Annotated in this window: 14 protein-coding genes; 4 read left to right on the forward strand and 10 right to left on the reverse strand. The window is 61.0% G+C overall.

Translation table 11 applies throughout. From position 1 onward, the window contains the following. Window positions 1-111: 111 nt before the first annotated feature. The 3 genes from AACV02_RS16640 to AACV02_RS16650 all read right to left on the reverse strand — a co-directional run bounded on the left by AACV02_RS16640 (window position 112) and on the right by AACV02_RS16650 (window position 3,171). Window positions 112-603 (reverse strand): hypothetical protein, encoded by a 492-nt coding sequence (locus AACV02_RS16640; protein WP_157986798.1) that lies wholly within the window; start codon window positions 601-603, stop codon window positions 112-114. Between the two features lie 307 nt (window positions 604-910). Beyond that, complete coding sequence (locus AACV02_RS16645) at window positions 911-2,236, reverse strand: LLM class flavin-dependent oxidoreductase (RefSeq protein ID WP_119735794.1); 1,326 nt, start codon at window positions 2,234-2,236, stop codon at window positions 911-913. Next, window positions 2,233-3,171: an aliphatic sulfonate ABC transporter substrate-binding protein gene (locus AACV02_RS16650; protein WP_119735796.1), complete on the reverse strand. Its 939-nt coding sequence runs from the start codon at window positions 3,169-3,171 to the stop codon at window positions 2,233-2,235. The genes AACV02_RS16645 and AACV02_RS16650 overlap by 4 nt, the downstream gene beginning before the upstream one ends. Window positions 3,172-3,416: 245 nt before the next feature. On the opposite strand from AACV02_RS16650, the gene AACV02_RS16655 reads away from it, so the two are divergent. From AACV02_RS16655 to tal, 3 genes are all read left to right on the forward strand, one after another. Further along, window positions 3,417-4,361 (forward strand): aliphatic sulfonate ABC transporter substrate-binding protein, encoded by a 945-nt coding sequence (locus tag AACV02_RS16655; protein WP_119735799.1) that lies wholly within the window; start codon window positions 3,417-3,419, stop codon window positions 4,359-4,361. A gap of 74 nt (window positions 4,362-4,435) precedes the next feature. Beyond that, complete coding sequence (locus AACV02_RS16660; protein ID WP_119735801.1) at window positions 4,436-4,735, forward strand: YciI family protein; 300 nt, start codon at window positions 4,436-4,438, stop codon at window positions 4,733-4,735. A gap of 102 nt (window positions 4,736-4,837) precedes the next feature. Then, a complete protein-coding gene (gene tal / locus AACV02_RS16665; RefSeq protein WP_119735803.1) occupies window positions 4,838-5,761 on the forward strand; it encodes a transaldolase in 924 nt (307 codons plus the stop codon). A gap of 79 nt (window positions 5,762-5,840) precedes the next feature. On the opposite strand, the gene AACV02_RS16670 is transcribed toward tal, so the two are convergent. The 6 genes from AACV02_RS16670 to AACV02_RS16695 all read right to left on the reverse strand — a co-directional run bounded on the left by AACV02_RS16670 (window position 5,841) and on the right by AACV02_RS16695 (window position 10,705). Next, window positions 5,841-6,200 (reverse strand): lysozyme inhibitor LprI family protein, encoded by a 360-nt coding sequence (locus AACV02_RS16670; protein WP_177413657.1) that lies wholly within the window; start codon window positions 6,198-6,200, stop codon window positions 5,841-5,843. Between the two features lie 89 nt (window positions 6,201-6,289). Next, window positions 6,290-6,976: an aquaporin Z gene (gene aqpZ / locus AACV02_RS16675; RefSeq protein ID WP_106580645.1), complete on the reverse strand. Its 687-nt coding sequence runs from the start codon at window positions 6,974-6,976 to the stop codon at window positions 6,290-6,292. A gap of 377 nt (window positions 6,977-7,353) precedes the next feature. Beyond that, window positions 7,354-7,914 (reverse strand): hypothetical protein, encoded by a 561-nt coding sequence (locus AACV02_RS16680; protein ID WP_119735805.1) that lies wholly within the window; start codon window positions 7,912-7,914, stop codon window positions 7,354-7,356. Between the two features lie 44 nt (window positions 7,915-7,958). Next, window positions 7,959-9,146: a sugar transporter gene (locus AACV02_RS16685; RefSeq protein ID WP_119735807.1), complete on the reverse strand. Its 1,188-nt coding sequence runs from the start codon at window positions 9,144-9,146 to the stop codon at window positions 7,959-7,961. A gap of 111 nt (window positions 9,147-9,257) precedes the next feature. Further along, window positions 9,258-9,620, reverse strand: coding sequence for a type 1 fimbrial protein (locus AACV02_RS16690; RefSeq protein ID WP_119735809.1), 363 nt, complete (start codon window positions 9,618-9,620; stop codon window positions 9,258-9,260). An 86-nt stretch (window positions 9,621-9,706) separates the two neighbouring features. After that, on the reverse strand, window positions 9,707-10,705 hold the full coding sequence (locus AACV02_RS16695; RefSeq protein WP_106580641.1) for a bile acid:sodium symporter family protein: 999 nt from the start codon (window positions 10,703-10,705) through the stop codon (window positions 9,707-9,709). An 85-nt stretch (window positions 10,706-10,790) separates the two neighbouring features. Here AACV02_RS16695 and AACV02_RS16700 point away from each other — a divergent pair, with 85 nt between their 5' ends. Beyond that, on the forward strand, window positions 10,791-11,579 hold the full coding sequence (locus AACV02_RS16700; protein ID WP_119735811.1) for an AraC family transcriptional regulator: 789 nt from the start codon (window positions 10,791-10,793) through the stop codon (window positions 11,577-11,579). Window positions 11,580-12,942: 1,363 nt separating this feature from the next. Here AACV02_RS16700 and AACV02_RS16705 read toward each other — a convergent pair. Next, window positions 12,943-13,345: hypothetical protein (locus AACV02_RS16705; RefSeq protein WP_218568283.1), on the reverse strand; the 403-nt coding region annotated here is incomplete at its 5' end.

The raw sequence follows: 13,345 nt of genomic DNA on the forward strand, positions 1-13,345 counted from the left end.
GGCAGATCAAGATCAAAAGCAGAGCACGGCGGCCTAGTAGCCGACCTGAGTGGTTAGATCAAAAGCGGACGCGAGGCGGCCTGACAGCCGACCTGATCTTGAAGGCTGAACTCAATCAAATGTGGGAGCTGGCTTGCCTGCGATGGCATCGACTGGTTGTGCCTGATAGACCGAGGTGCCTGCATCGCAGGCAAGCCAGCTCCCACAGAAAAGCAAAAGCAGAGCGGTGCAGTGCTGGCGGCTGAACTCGGTCAAATTGTGGGAGCGGGCTTGCTCGCGAAGGCGGTCTGCCAGTGACACATGAGCTGACTGACCCACCGCATTCGCGGGCAAGCCCGCTCCCACATTTGGATTTCTGTGAATCAGATAGATGGCTGTCGTTTGTACTCGGTCAAAGGTGGGAGCTGGCTTGCCTGCGATGGCATCAACTGGTTGTGTCTGATAGACCGAGGTGCCTGCATCGCAGGCAAGCCAGCTCCCACAGAAAAGCACAGCAATGCGGTGCTGGCGGCTGAACTCGGTCAAATTGTGGGAGCGGGCTTGCTCGCGAATGCGGCCTGCCAGTGACACATGAGCTGACTGAACCACCGCCTTCGCGAGCAAGCCCGCTCCCACATTTGGATCTTTATGCATCAGATAGAAGTGTGTTGCTGTGCTTTTTTGCTTCTATCACTCAGGTCGGCTACCAGGCCGCTGTGGTCTGCTTTTGATCTTGCTTTTGACTTCGATCTGACAGCCCGCCCAACTCCAGCAACCCCAATATCTCCCGCCGCAACCCCAACAGATACGCATCATCCCGATGCCGAGGCTACGACCGATCAATCGTCAATTGCGCCTGAACCTTGGCCGACCGGTGACTGAACACACTCCCGCTCGGCACGACAGCGCCGCTCGCCACATCGAAGCGGTGTCAGTTCGCCAGATCAGCCAGCCCCAGGTGCTCGCGCAGCGTCGAGCCTGCATAGGCGGTACGAAACAACCCCTTGCGCTGCAAGTGCGGAATCACGCTCTCGACAAACTCAGTGAACGAACCCGGCAGATAGCCCGGTGAGATCACAAACCCGTCGCAGCCGCCTTGCTCGAACAGCTCCGCCAACTGGTCGGCGATCTGCGCGCCAGTGCCCACCAGTTGCGGCACGCGCACGCTACTGGCGAAAATGCGGCCGAGTTGTTCCAGGGTGGTTTCAGGCCCTTGCATCAACAGCTTTTCCGCTGCAGCGGCAGGGATCAGTGGCGACCGGGCAACCTCGGCCAGGGTGGCCGTCAGCGGGAACGGCGACAGGTCCACATTGAGCTGCGAAGCAAGTGTCACCAGCCCCAGCTCAGGGCGTGCCAGGGCGTTGTGCCGATCGCGCTTGGCACGGGCTTCGGCCTCACTGCCGCCAATAAATGGCATCACCGCGGTCAACACCTTGCAGCTGTCGGCGTCGCGCCCTTGCTGCACCACTTGGGCACGCACGTCATCGCGAAAGGCGCGCATCGCGTTCAAATGCGGGTGAATGGTGAAAATCGCCTCGGCCCAGCGCGCGCCAAAGCGCCGTCCGCGCCCGGACGAACCGGCCTGAATCAATACCGGACGGCCCTGGGGCGTGCGCGGGATATTCAGCGGGCCTTCGACCTTGAACCACTCGCCCTGATGCTGCACCGACGTGATCAAGGCCGGGTCGGCGAGCACGCCATGTTCGCGGTCCAGCTTGAGCGCGTCCTTGCCCCAACTGTTCCAGAGCTTCAATGCGACTTCGACAAACTCATCGGCGCGGTCGTAGCGCAGGTCGTGTTCCAGATGCTTGTCCTTGCCGAACAGGCGCCCTTCGCTGTCATTCATCGACGTGACGATATTCCACGCCGCGCGGCCCTTGGACAGGTGGTCGAGGGTGGCAAATTCGCGCGCGATGTGTGCCGGTTCGTAATAGGTGGTCGAGCGCGTCGCGCCCAGGCCCAGCTTGCGGGTCTGACCTATCAGGTAGGAGAGAATCGGCAACGGGTCCAGGCGCGTGGCGTCCTGGGCGCCGTAGCGCAAGGCAAACTCGCGCGAGCCGCCCATCTGGTCGCCCACGGCCAGGCGGTCGGCGAAGAACAGGAAGTCGAACAGGCCCTCCTCCACCACCTTGGCGATGCGCGAGTAGTAGTCGGGGTCGAGGTAATTGCCGAGCGTTTCGGGGTGGCGCCACACGGCGTGGCTGTGCACCACCGGCCCACTCAGGAGGAAGGCTGACAAATGGATCTGGCGGCTCATGGTTTGGGGGTCCACACAGTGATATCGGAGACGTTCAGCGGCTTGGGAATCAGCTTGGCGGCGTAGTAGGTGTCGGCGATGCGTTGCTGTTCGGCAAGGTTTTGCGGCTTGACCGGGATGATGTCGTAGCTGCGCCGGCTATTGGCGCGCTCCACCGTGGCCGGTGGGATGTTGCCCCACAGCGGCCCGAGGATGTCAGCGGCTTGCCTGGGATGGGCTTTGACCCATTGGCCGGTCTCGCGCAGGGTATCGAAGGTGACTTGCAGCACATCCGGGTGCGCGTTGGCAAATTGCGTGGTCGCCAGGTAGAAGCGGTTGTAGTTGGCCAGGCCGTCGTTGCCATCGGCGATCACACGCACGTGATGTTCAAGCTGCTGGGTGGCAAAGAACGGGTCCCAGATCACCCAGGCATCCACGCTGCCATTTGAAAATGCAGCGCCACCGTCGGGCGCCTCAAGGTAACGCGGGGTGATATCGGCCAGCGTCAGGCCGGCTTTGTGCAGCGCCGAGATCAGCAGAAAGTTGCTGCCAGAGCCCTTGGACACGGCCACGGTCTTGCCCTTGAGGTCGGCGATGCTGTGGATCGGGGATGCGTCCTGGACGATGATCGCCTGGGCGCCGGGCGATGAGTTTTCCTGGGCGTAATACGTCAGCGGCGCATCGGCAGCCTGGGTGAACAGCGCAAAGGCGTCAGCCACGTCTGCGTGCAAATCGACGCTGCCGGCGTTCAAGGAACTGAGCAGGCCGGTGCTGAATTCATGCCAGTTGACGGTGAAACCCAAGGGCTTGAGGCGCTGTTCGAGCTGGCCATTTTGCTTGAGCAGGATCCACAGCGTCGACGAGCGCTGGTAGCTGATGTCCAGGGTCTGCTCGGCGTGGGCTGCCGCTGCGGCAAACAGCAGGCTGGCGGCGAGAATCAGTTGTTTCAACGTCATGGACGGCCTTGGCATAGGTGAGTTGAAGGAAGCTGCTTATGCCAAAAGACTCCATAAAGCCTGCCAGACAAGCAAACTCGATTATATTAAGGACGGCTAATTATGAAAGAACCCTATAATTCTATGGTTATGCCCAATTCGTCGGAACGCGTTAAAAGCGCCCTAAGCTCAGACCGAAAGAGTATTTATCGAATGCTTTTTAGAACTTTAAGCTTGGTCTTATTTCGCTGAAGATCGAGCGCGCCATGTCTATTCGTCGTCCCCTCGCCGTTGTCCTCGGGCTGCTGGCCTTTTGCGTTGCGGTGAGCGCCGAGGCTCAGGAAACCGTGCGCATCGGTTACCAGAAATCCTCGACCCTGATCACCCTGCTGAAAACCCAGGGCACGCTTGAAAAAGCCCTCAAGGCCGACCACATCGACGTGAGCTGGCATGAATTCCCCAGCGGTCTGCCGCTGCTCGAAGCATTGAACGTGGGCAACGTGGACATCAGCGCCGACGTGGCCGACACCGTGCCGATCTTCGCTCAGGCCGCCCAGGCCAAACTCACCTACTTCGCTCAGGAAGCGCCCTCGCCTTCAGCCCAGGCCATCGTGGTGCGCAAGGACTCGCCGATCCAGCAGTTGGCAGATTTGAAAGGCAAGAAAATCGCGGTGACCAAGGCCGCCGGCACTCACTATTTGCTCATTGCCGCACTGGCCAAAGCCGGCTTGGCGTTCTCGGATATCGAGCCAGCCTATCTGTCGCCGGCCGATGGTCGCGCGGCCTTTGAGAACAACAAGGTTGACGCCTGGGTCACCTGGGAACCCTTCCTCACCAGCGTGCAGCGTCAACTGCCGACCCGCACCCTGGCCGACGGCGCAGGCCTTGCCAGTTACAAGCGCTATTACCTGACCGGCACGCCTTACGCCAAGGCGCATCCCGAGGTCTTGAAGCGTGTGTATGAGCAGTTGGAAAAAGCCGGTCAATGGGTAAAAACCAACCCACAGGACGCGGCGAAAGTACTCGGCCCACTGTGGGGCAACCTGGATGTGGCCACGGTGGAAGCCGCCAACGCGCACCGCAGTTACGAGGTGCAACCGGTCACGGTCGAACAGTTGGGTGAGCAGCAGAAGATCGCCGATGCCTTCTTCAAGGCCGGCTTGTTGCCCAAGGCGGTGGATGCCCAGGATGTGCAGACCTGGCAGCCGTGAAAAGTTTCATTTGGCAACCCCCACGGGTTGCCGCATAAAGGGCTTCTCCTCTTTTGCTGATCAGGTCATCGCGCATGATTTTCGCCATCCATGCACTCTACCTACCTAACGTGACCGAGCAGCGCGCCGCGCTGCTGCCCAGCCATCGCGACTACCTGGCAACGGTTGCCGACCGCATTGCGTTTGCCGGGCCGTTGCTCGGCGCCCAAGGCGAACCCGTGGGTTCGCTGATGGTGGTGGACTTTGACGATGAAGCCCATGTGCGGGCGTGGCTGGCGGCCGAACCGTTTACGCATGGAGGGTTGTTCAAACAACTGGATGTGCAGGTTTTCCAGAACCGCTGGCCGCAGAAAGTCGGCTTCCCAGAAGCGTAAAGGCGTGGCGCGCGGGTAAACAAGCCGCCCGGGAAGTGGTACAACGGGTGTCCCGTGCCGCCCAGCGCTGCGCCACATCCCACTTCCTGGAGACCGCCGCTCATGACGTCCAAGCTCGAACAACTCAAGCAATTCACCACCGTGGTCTGCGACACCGGCGACCTGGAAGCCATCAGCCGCCTGCGTCCGGTCGACGCCACCACCAACCCGTCGTTACTGCTTAAAGCCGCCGCCATCCCGGAATACGCCGAGCTGCTGCGCACTGCCGTGAACCTGTCCAAGGGCGACGTCGGCCTGGCTTGCGATCACTTCGCCGTGTCGGTCGGTGCGGGCATTCTCAAGGTCATTCCCGGGCGCATCTCGACTGAAGTCGACGCGCGGTTGTCCTTTGACGAAGACGCACTGTGGGCCAAGGCCAACCAGTTGATCGCCCTGTACGACCAGGCCGGCATCGGCCGCGAGCGCGTGCTGATCAAGTTGGCGTCCACCTGGGAAGGCATCCGCACTGCCGAACGCCTGGAAAAAGCCGGCATCCAGACCAACCTCACGCTGCTGTTCTCCTTCGCCCAGGCCGTGGCGTGCGCTGACGCCGGGGTGTTTTTGATCTCGCCATTCGTAGGCCGCATCTACGACTGGTACCGCAAAAGCACGGGCCTGGATTACACCGGCGCCGAAGACCCGGGCGTGCAATCGGTCACCCGTATCTACAACTACTACAAGGCCAACGCCATCCCGACCGTGGTCATGGGCGCAAGCTTTCGCACGCTCAGCCAGATCGAGCAACTGGCAGGTTGTGACCGCCTGACCATCAGCCCCGACTTGCTGCACAAACTCGATGAAGACAACGGTACGCTGGAGCGCAAATTGGTGCCGGGCGCTGAAGGTGAAGTGCGTCAGCAATTGACCGAAGCGCAGTTCCGCTGGGCGTCGAATGAAGATGCGATGGCAACGGAAAAACTCGCCGAGGGTATTCGGCAGTTCGCGCGCGATCAGGAGAAGTTGGAGGCGGTGCTGACGGCGTTGTAACAGGACGCCCGATTGCCGCGGCGAGAGAGCCTGCGCCCTCGCCACGGCAATCATTCAAAGGCCGTGTGTTCGACGTGATTCAAAACGGCCCCTTCGTCATCACCCGCTCATCAATAAACCCGCGCAACATGCCAATCCGTTGGGTGTAGGCATCACTCAGGCAGCTCAGCCGCGCGCCACACGCGCGCCGCTGCTTGAGCCAGTCCGCCTGCCCGTCCACCAATGAGCCGCGCCCGCCCATCGCCATGAAGTGCTTGTTCAGGTCGTAGAGCAACGCCATCGTGACGTCCTGGTCATTCAGGCTGCGGTTGGCGCAGATGGCAATTTCGTCAGCGGCCTTGGCCTTGGCGCAATCAAAGCTGGCGGCTTGGCTTGAAAGGCTGAGCATCAGGGTGCAAATACCGGTGAAGAGTGCGGGTTTGAGCAATGAACGTGACATCGGCGATGGGCTCCGAAGAAAATGGGCAAACGGCGGCGTTATAGATAGGCCCGCCGCCGACCAAAAAGTTCTTCGACACCGAGCACCCTTCAGTCGCGTTCACCCAGCGCGCGAGCGGTCAGTGCACCGAGTATTGCGCCGACAATCGGCGCCAGCCAGAACAGCCAGAGCTGCGACAGGTATTCGCCGCCGGCAAACAGCGCCGGGCCGGTGCTGCGGGCCGGGTTGACCGAGGTGTTGGTGACGGGGATCAGGACCAGGTGAATCAAGGTCAGCGCCAGGCCGATGGCGATGGGCGCAAAGCCCGCCGCCGCACCCGCCGCCGTCACGCGCATGATGATCAGAACGAAGAAAAACGTGGCGATCACTTCGGCCAGCAAGGCGGCAAGCATATCGAACTTGCCTGGGCTGAGCGCACCGTAACCGTTGGCGGCAAACCCGCCGACCGCAAAATCCGGCTGCCCGCTGGCAATTTCGTACAAGGCCGCAGCGGCAAGCATCGCGCCGAACACCTGCACCGCAATGTAGGGCAGCACATCAACGCTGCGAACACGGCGCCCCGCCCATAAACCGATGGTCACCGCCGGGTTGAAGTGCCCGCCAGAGATACCGCCCACCGCGTAGGCCATCGTCAGCACGGTGAGACCAAACGCCAGCGAAACGCCAACAAAACCAATGCCCAGTTCCGGAAAGGCCGCCGCCAGGATGGCGCTGCCACAGCCGCCGAACGTCAGCCAGAAGGTACCTAGAAACTCTGCGGTCAAACGTTTTTGCACAATCGACTCCCTTGCATTCCAAGTGCTACGCCCTGTTGTTCAAGGTCGTGGCAATCGCCGTCACCACGGGATGTGGCAGGCCCGGGGCGACGGTAGCAATGGGCGTCAGAACGCCCTGTAAGGATTGTCTGGTTTTATCGAATGTGCGGCGTTTTGCCCGTCGGCTGCTCAGCAAAAAAATGCTTCCAGGGCCGCGCCCTGACGGGTCAACGAGGGTCTTTCTCTGGCAGCCAGCCGTCCATGATGTTCTCCAACAGCAGGGTGTTATTCCACGCCACGCGTATGGGCAACTTGCGGTGGTCTTCTGTGGTCTCACCCACCCTTCATTTCTTTCTGCGTCCCAGAGCCACCGGGTCGCTACCCGCCGTGTCGACGGATCAATGCACGGTTTTATACTGATCCACGGCATCCATATAGGCCGCTTTCAATCCCAGACTCACCGTGCCGAGCACCTCGGAATCAAGCGTGGCAGCGCTCTGGCCTACCAGGCTCTGCCCCGATTGCTTGAGCTTGAGACGCGCGCGGCCCGCGTAACGAGCGCCGCCGATGTCCACTGAAAGCCTGACTTCACACGCGTAATAGTCTGGTGAGTTAAAGGTTTTAACAAAGACTCGATCGATTTCAACGTCGGTTTTCAGCGCCGACCCCGGGACCGCGCCTATCGACTGCCGGGTGAATTCGCTCCAGTCATCGACCGGCACGTTGGCGAAGCCTTCATAGAGCCCGACGTTGTAATTGGCCGCATGCCACACAACCTTGCTCGACTCCGAGCAACGTGTGCACCGCTCCCCGCCGGAAACGTGCACAACATCAGCCTGGATCACACGCGCTCTTATCGCGGCGAGCTCCGCCTCGGTGGAGTACGGAGCAAAATGCAGTTGGTTGGTGACGCAACCACTGAGTAAACACAGAAAACCTAAAACGACGAGGTGTCTCACGGGTTCAATCCCTTGATTGTTTCAAGTCATCAGTGACCAACGTGTCAGCTGCTACGCGCCACGCCCTGCCCATACCGGTGAATCGCCAGGCAGTAGCCGATCAGTGCCACTGCCGCGAGCAACCCGCCCGCCGCGCCGATCCAGGCGAAGCCGAAGTGGCTGCCAACCCAACTGCCCATCAGGGCGCCGCCGCCGATGCCAATGTTGTAGATGCCGGAGAACATCGCCATGGCCACGTCGGTGGCGTCGGGTGCCAGCACCAGCACTTTGGATTGCATGGCCAGGCCAAAGCCCATGATCGCCATGCCCCAGAACACACTCAGGCCGACGAGGTAGGACTCGGCGCCGCTCAAGGGCAGCATCAGCGCCAGGCATGCCGCGAGCAGGAACACCGCGCTGACCACGAACAGGTGCGGGTTGAAACGGTGCACCAGGCTGAACAGCAGCGAGCCGATGATGCCCGCGCCGCCGAACACCAGCAGGAACAGCGTGACCACGTTGCCGCACAGGCCGGCAACGCCTTCGACGAAGGGTTCGATGTAGCTGTAGGCGGTGAATTGCGCCGTCACCACCATGGCGGTGAGCACGTACAGCGCCACCAATGCCGGGCGCTTGAACAGCATCGGCAGGCTGCGCAACGAGCCGGAGTTCTGGCTCGGCAGCAGCGGCAAGGTGCGCGCCAGCCAGAACACCAGGGCCGCGGCAAAGGCGGCGATCACCAGAAACGTGGTGCGCCAGCCCATGGCTTCGCCGAGCAGGCGGCCCAGCGGAATGCCCAGGACCATCGCCAGTGACGTGCCGGTGGCCAACAGGCCGAGGGCTTGCACCTGCTTGCCCTGCGGCGCCAGGCGCACGGCCAGGGAGGCGGTGATCGACCAGAACAACGCGTGGGACAAGGCGATGCCGATGCGGCTGACCATCAGCAAGCCGAAGCTGGTGGCAACGCTGGAGAGAATATGGCTGGCGATAAACAAGCCGAACAACACGATCAGCAACTTGCGCCGTTCGACGTTACGTGTGAGCAGCATCACCGGCAGCGACGTCAGCGACACGATCCAGGCATAGATAGTGAGCATCAGGCCGACGCTGGCGATGGGCATGTCGAAGCTGGCGCCGATGGCGCTGAGCAGTCCGACGGGGACGAATTCGGTGGTATTGAACACAAACGCGGCCAAAGCAAGGGCGATGACCGGTTGCCAGTTGGCTTGGGGGGTTGCGGCTGAAATGCTCATTGGCGGGCGAGGTACTCTGACGGTGATCCAACGGCCACGCAGAACAGCGCCGCCGCCGAGCATTCTATAGGTTTCTCGCCGCGCTGTTGACGCGCATCGTCGCTCTGAGGTTCAGGGCGAGGTCATGGTGATCACATAGTTGCCCGACACAATCGGCGTGCCGGCGCTGTCCACCAGCAGGTAGCGCTGGTCGTAATAACGCCCGGCGCCACTGTCGGCAACCAGCTTCACCCGGGCCGCATCGACGCTGGCCACCGGCGCCAGACTGCGCACTTCGAAGCGGCTGCCGCGGTTGGAAGGGGCGCAGCCGGTCAACTCCATCACCGCACCGCTGCGCGCATTTGTCGCACACCCTGGCTCAACGATTGCGCCGGTGAACTGGATAGTGCCCTGCCCTACAGTCTGCGCCGCACCACAGGTACTGGCCCATAGGCAAAACAGCCCTGCAAACACCGAAATACCTTTAACGCTCATGCCGACACTCCTTATTGGGCTCTCACCAAAGGAGTCGTCTGGCCGGGCGTTAACTTGAGGTGATTCGGCCAAGGGTGTGATCTAGATCACGGATCCACCTGCCCCATCATCTCGGGGATGCTTTCCGGCCGCTTGGCGTAGCGTTGCGCCAGCGCCGCACACACCATCAACTGGATCTGGTGAAACAGCATCAGCGGCAGGATCAACACGCCCATGGTCGCGCCGGCGAACAGCACTTGCGCCATCGGCACGCCAGTGGCGAGGCTTTTCTTCGAGCCGCAGAACAAGATGGTGATGCGGTCTTCCTGGTTAAAGCCAAAGGCCTTGCCCAGCACGGTGGACGCCACCAGTACCAGGGCCAGCAACACACAGCACGCCACCACCAGGCCGCCCAACTCCCACACTGGGATCTGGTGCCAGATGCCTTCATTGACCGCTTCGCTGAACGCGCCGTAAACCACCAGCAGGATCGAGCCCTGATCGACGAACTTCAGCCAGGATTTATTCCGGCCAACCCAATCGCCGATCCAGCGACGAGCGATTTGCCCGGCGATAAACGGCAACAGCAATTGCACGCTGATTTTCAGGATCGCGTCGACGGTAGAGCCCGCGTCGCCGTGCACGTTAAGCAGCAGCGTCACCAGCAGCGGCGTGAGGAAAATGCCGAACAGGCTGGAGGCCGCCGCACTGCAGATCGCCGCCGGGATGTTGCCGCGCGCAAGCGACGTAAAGGCAATCGCCGATTGCACCGTGGCCGGCAAGGCGCACAGGTAAAGCATGCCCATGTACAGGTCTTTGCCGATCAGCGGCGACAGCACCGGCTTGAGCGCCAGGCCCAGCAAGGGGAACAGCACAAAGGTCAGGCTGAACACCAGCAGGTGCAGGCGCCAGTGCCCGGCACCGGCGACGATGGCCTGGCGCGACAGCTTGGCGCCGTGCAGGAAAAACAGCAGCGCGATCGCCAGGTTGGTCACCCAGCCAAAGGCCACGGCGGTCTGGCCGCTGGCGGGCAGCAGGGAAGCGAGAATCACCGTGGCAATCAGGGTCAGGGTGAAGTTGTCAGGCAGAAAACGCGGGCGGGTCATAAGCAAATCTTCCAGGGGTTGCCAAGAGCATCGCTGCGACTCTAACGTAACGGCTTGTTACCGACTAACGCCAATGAGCCAGTAAATGCCGCCTAAAGGACATGACAAGACCGTCCGCCGCAGTGTGCCCGGGCTTTCCAGCCTGCCGCGGCCCGTGTATGGGCGCACGGAGTCGCTGCCCAATCGCGCGCTGACCCGCCGGCACAGTCACCCGTGGGTGCAGTTGTCCTACGCGATTTGCGGGGTGTTGGAGATCCAGACCAGCGTCGGCCGCTTCGTCGCCCCGCCCCAGCGCGCGGTGTGGATCCCGGCGGGCGTGCCGCACCGGGTGTTCAGTTCGCCGCACACGGAAATGCGCAGCCTGTACCTCGATTGCAGTGTCACCGCCTGGGCGGCCGAGCGTTGTCAGGTGTTGGCGGTGAGCAGTTTGTTGCGCGAGTTGATCCGCAGTTTCAGTGAGTTGCCGGTGGAATATGCCGAGGACGGGCCGGATGGGCGCCTGGCCCAAGTGGTGCTCGACCAGTTGGCCGCTGCGCCGCAGGTGGATTTGATGCTGCCCTTGCCCCTGGACCCGCGGTTGCGTCAGGTTTATCGCAGTTTGAATCTGCATCCGGAGCAGCAGACGACCTTGGGGGACTGGGCGCGCAGGCTGGGGGTGAGTGAGAAGACGTTGAGTCGGTTGTTTTTGAGTGATACCGGGCTGACGTTTCGGGCTTGGCGTCAGCGGTTGCGGCTGCTGAGTGCGTTGCCTGCCCTTGAGCAGGGGGAGCGGGTTACGGATGTGGCGCTGGGGTGTGGGTATGAGTCGACTTCGGCGTTTATTGCGGCGTTTCGGCAGCAGTTTGATGCGACACCGGGGGAGTTTTTTCGGTGATGTTTTTTTGGGGTGTTATTGAGTACATATCCGTTGTTTGGGTGATGGCGGGTTTGGGTTCCGCCCTTACGGCGGGTCACTTTGGAAAAGCCCCAAAGTAACCAAAGGGCTCTTGCCCCACCACTCGGCACCTCGCCTGGGCTCGGTGTGCCCTCACTCCGGCTTGAATCCGTGGGCCGCCGTGACGGGCCATCCATGGCCCAACACGGCTAACCCGGCGTCCTGCCGGGTTACCCACGGATTCAAGCCTGCGTTCGGCCAGCGTGGTTTAACGGGGCGCCTAAGATCAAAGTCAAAAGCAGATCAAGATCAAAAACAGAGCACGGCGGCCTGGTAGCCGACCTGAGTGGTTAGATCAAAAGCGCAAGCGAGGCGGCCTGACAGCCGGCCTGATGTTGGATGCTGAACTCAATCAAATGTGGGAGCTGGCTTGCCTGCGATGGCATCAACTGGCTGTGCCTGATAGACCGAGGTGTCTGCATCGCAGGCAAGCCAGCTCCCACAGAAAAGCCAAGCACTGCGGTGCTGGCGGCTGAACTCGGTCAACTTGTGGGAGCGGGCTTGCTCGCGAATGCGGTGTGTCAGTGATAAATGAGCTGACTGAACCACCGCATTCGCGAGCAAGCCCGCTCCCACATTTGGATTTCTGTGAATCAGATAGATGGGTGTCGTTTGCACTCGGTCAAAGGTGGGAGCTGGCTTGCTCGCGAAGGCGGTCTGCCAGTGATACATGAGCTGACTGACCCACCGCATTCGCGAGCAAGCCCGCTCCCACATTTGGATTTCTGTGAATCAGATAGATGGGTGTCGTTTGCACTCGGTCAAAAGTGGGAGCTGGCTTGCCTGCGATGGCATCGACTGGGTGTTACTGATAGACCGAGTTGTCTGCATCGCAGGCAAGCCAGCTCCCACAGAAAAGCAAAAGCAGTGCGGTGGTGGCATCTGAACGCGGTCAACTTGTGGGAGCGGGCTTGCTCGCGAAGGCGGTGTGTCAGTGATAAATGAGCTGACTGAACCACCGCATTCGCGAGCAAGCCCGCTCCCACATTTGGATTTCTGTGAATCAGATAGATGGGTGTCGTTTGCACTCGGTCAAAGGTGGGAGCTGGCTTGCCTGCGATGGCATCAACTGGCTGTGCCTGATAGACCGAGGTGTCTGCATCGCAGGCAAGCCAACTCCCACAGAAAAGCAAAAGCAGTGCGGTGGTGGAGGCTGAACTCGGTCAACTTGTGGGAGCGGGCTTGCTCGCGAATGCGGTGGGTCAGTGACACATGAGTTGACTGAACCACCGCATTCGCGAGCAAGCCCGCTCCCACATTTGGATCTCTGTGCATCAGATAGATGGGTGTCGTTTGCACTCGGTCAAAAGTGGGAGCTGGCTTGCCTGCGATGGCATCTACTGGTTGTGCCTGATAGACCGAGTTGTCTGCATCGCAGGCAAGCCAGCTCCCACAGAAAAGCAAAAGCAGTGCGGTGCTGGCGGCTGAACTCGGTCAACTTGTGGGAGCGGGCTTGCTCGCGAAGGCGGTGTGTCAGTGATAAATGAGCTGACTGAACCACCGCATTCGCGAGCAAGCCCGCTCCCACATTTGGATCTCTGTGCATCAGATAGAAGTGTGTTGCTGTGCTTTTGATCCGCTTTTGCTTCAACCACTCAGGTCGGCTTTCAGGCCGCCGTGCTCTGCTTTTGATCTTGCTTTTGATTTTGATCTGACAGGCCCCGTCAACCACGCTGGCCGAACGCAGGCTTGAATCCGTGGGTAAC

The sequence above is a fragment of the Pseudomonas sp. Larv2_ips genome (assembly GCF_963879675.1).
Lineage (GTDB): Bacteria > Pseudomonadota > Gammaproteobacteria > Pseudomonadales > Pseudomonadaceae > Aquipseudomonas.